The 2,538-nt window shown below is 40.0% G+C and carries 4 protein-coding genes; all 4 read left to right on the top strand.

Annotated elements, in window-relative coordinates:
* The first annotated feature begins 515 nt into the window (after positions 1–515).
* Positions 516–776 (top strand): helix-turn-helix domain-containing protein, encoded by a 261-nt coding sequence (locus AAC006_RS21105; RefSeq protein WP_013786125.1) that lies wholly within the window; start codon positions 516–518, stop codon positions 774–776.
* Position 777: 1 nt separating this feature from the next.
* Complete coding sequence (locus tag AAC006_RS21100; protein ID WP_013786126.1) at positions 778–969, top strand: HipA N-terminal domain-containing protein; 192 nt, start codon at positions 778–780, stop codon at positions 967–969.
* Positions 970–1,406: 437 nt separating this feature from the next.
* Positions 1,407–1,637, top strand: coding sequence for a hypothetical protein (locus tag AAC006_RS21095; RefSeq protein WP_013786127.1), 231 nt, complete (start codon positions 1,407–1,409; stop codon positions 1,635–1,637).
* A 65-nt stretch (positions 1,638–1,702) separates the two neighbouring features.
* The coding region (locus AAC006_RS21090) for a hypothetical protein (RefSeq protein ID WP_339892493.1) at positions 1,703–2,538 on the top strand (836 nt) is incomplete at its 3' end.

Raw genomic sequence — 2,538 nt, 5'->3', positions numbered from 1 at the left:
CCTAAGCCAAATAAACCACCCGCTATCAACGCGACAATAACGCTGAAACATAGCAATGACTGGGCAAAGCTGGGGCTACGCATAGAGTGAGGCGAAGTTAAAGGCAAGTTGGCGCACTTAAAAATGAAGTCGTGAGAAGGAGTATAACTACTTTGAAAAGTCTTGTGACTAAGAAAAATCAATACATTAGAAAGAAATGGCGCACCCGACAGGATTCGAACCTGTGACCTTCGCCTCGGAAGGAGGCCTCGTCGAAAAGGGCTTAATCGGTCTACCCCGGCGGAAAGCGTCTACACAGCGTGTATAAAGGGATTGAGAGTTTCATGAGCACTAGCCGATTTACATCGATTAACACCATTGGTCACGGTTACGTCACGGGAAATGCTTTAAAATAAATAACACCCTGCAAGGTATAATTTGACACTTATACCGTAAAGGGTATATTGAACTTAATATACCTTTTAGGGGTTACGTTTAAAGTTATACCTTAAAGGGATTAATAGTGGAGAGGCATAATGAAGCTTAATAACTCAAAAGAACTGGCTGATTATATAAAGCTACATCGAAATACGCTAAACCGTACGCAAACCGATGTGGCACAGCATGTTGGTTTAAAGCAAAAAACCATCTCGGCTATTGAAAATTCTGCCGGTACCTCCCGTATTGATACCCTCTTTAAAATTGCGCATGAACTCGGTCTCTCTATTGAACTCAAGCCAAAGCAAGAAAATGAAAGCGGCCAAAAGACTGATAGTGGCTGGGATCAGGAGTGGTAATATGGAGCTGATGGTAAGCCTTAACGGGGTCAAAGTAGGTACACTGTTAAAAGATAAGAGCGGTGGGCTCCATTTTTCTTATACTGAACGTTGGATGAAGCGCGCAGGCGCACGCCCTATTTCTTTGTCGCTGCCTATTACAAAGCAAAAATACGCTGGCGACGTAGATAGAGTTCGTGAGCCGAATTTGTAACGTTAATAGGTGGTGTATTCTGTAAGCGCGATGAGTCCCCCATACACCCGCTCTATAAAGGGAAAGCGGACACAAAAACCGGAGAACTTAAACAAGCCTAATTTTATGAGATTATCTAGATTTCGTTGCGAAGCGTAAAGCTAGGGAAAAACTGATTAGTCGAATTCATTAGTTGTGTATTAAAAAACCGTGGAACTAGAGCCGCATCGCGGCTCAGATGCTTTTACTTGGAGTTCTGTAAATAAATGTACTAGATGCTACTTAGTGGCATTAGAACTGATCACCCATCGTATTTTCACGTATTAGTAATAGTTATTTTATTGACAATATACCCAATGTAAACGAATCTAGATAAAGAGAAATCGTATGTAGTTGACGGAAATGCTGCATATGTGTACAATTCTGCGCCCCTCGTATGGGAATCCAAGGAGAATAAAATGGCTACCTTATTATATGCCTTAGCTTTGGCTATTTGTGCATACTTAGTGTACTCAGTGGCTATAATTCGTCTTCAGAGTAAAATGAAACGAAGAGAAGATGAATTAAGAAAAGTTGGTGTGACGCCATCAGGCTCAGGTTTATGTCATGGGATGAAGTTAAACCATAATAAATCCGGCGTAATCAAAGACCAAAAAAAATCATCGGCATGGTATAGTCGTCTGGCCTAACAGAAAATTATTTTTTAAGAAGTCCTGCCTATGGCAGGATTTTTTTGTTTATATGGAAGTAAAAAGTGAAGGAAAATAAAGATTATCGTTACGTCGGTTGGATACCATGCGTAAATGGTCATCTAGACTTTGGTTTAACAAAAGTCGGAATTAAAGGAGGTTTTACAACTCCTGAACACAAAGACCTTTCTGTCATTGACGAAAATTTATCAGCCAATGGCTCTCACGCTGACTCACATGTTCGAAGAATAATACTTCAATCTTGGGTGGATTGGCGAGATACAAAGCTAGATAACGAAAACAATACAATTGGACAATTTAGGCTTTTTACTTGTGGCGAAGTAAATGAATCTCCGGATATGGATGAACGCGCTTTACACGCTACAATACTCATTTATCCGTTAGATGCAGAGCCTGACGACTTAAACGAAAAACGGGAGATGCCTCTCCATAATTTAACTCACAACATCTGCAAAGATAACATTGATGAGCAATATACTAAGCTCAAAGCTCTTCTAAAAGAGGGAGAGCATATCAGTGGCCTGAAAGAGGACTGTTTGAAGGCAGTACTTGATATAAAAATAGAACCTAACGGACTAATTTTCCTTGATTATGAGAACTCAAGCTCTGCACTTGATGCAGATAGTAAGTATGTAATAGCTCGTCAAGTCTATTACTACATCAAGTATTCTACCCACAGTCATAAACATCACATTGATGAACAAGACTCTTTAACGACTATTACTACAAATGATTCAGAAGCACCATTAAGATTACTAACCCAACTCAAACGCGAGCTCACAACATTAAGCCGAATCGCAAAGTTTGACAATTCCACACATCCAACAAATAACTCACTTGGGATTATTGCTTATAGCAAATCATTAGTAATAGCCTGTCG

The sequence above is a fragment of the uncultured Alteromonas sp. genome, assembly GCF_963976965.1.
In the GTDB taxonomy this organism is placed as follows: Bacteria; Pseudomonadota; Gammaproteobacteria; order Enterobacterales; family Alteromonadaceae; genus Alteromonas; species Alteromonas naphthalenivorans.
Note: the sequence above shows the minus strand (reverse complement) of the source record. Positions and strands in the feature narration are given on the sequence as shown.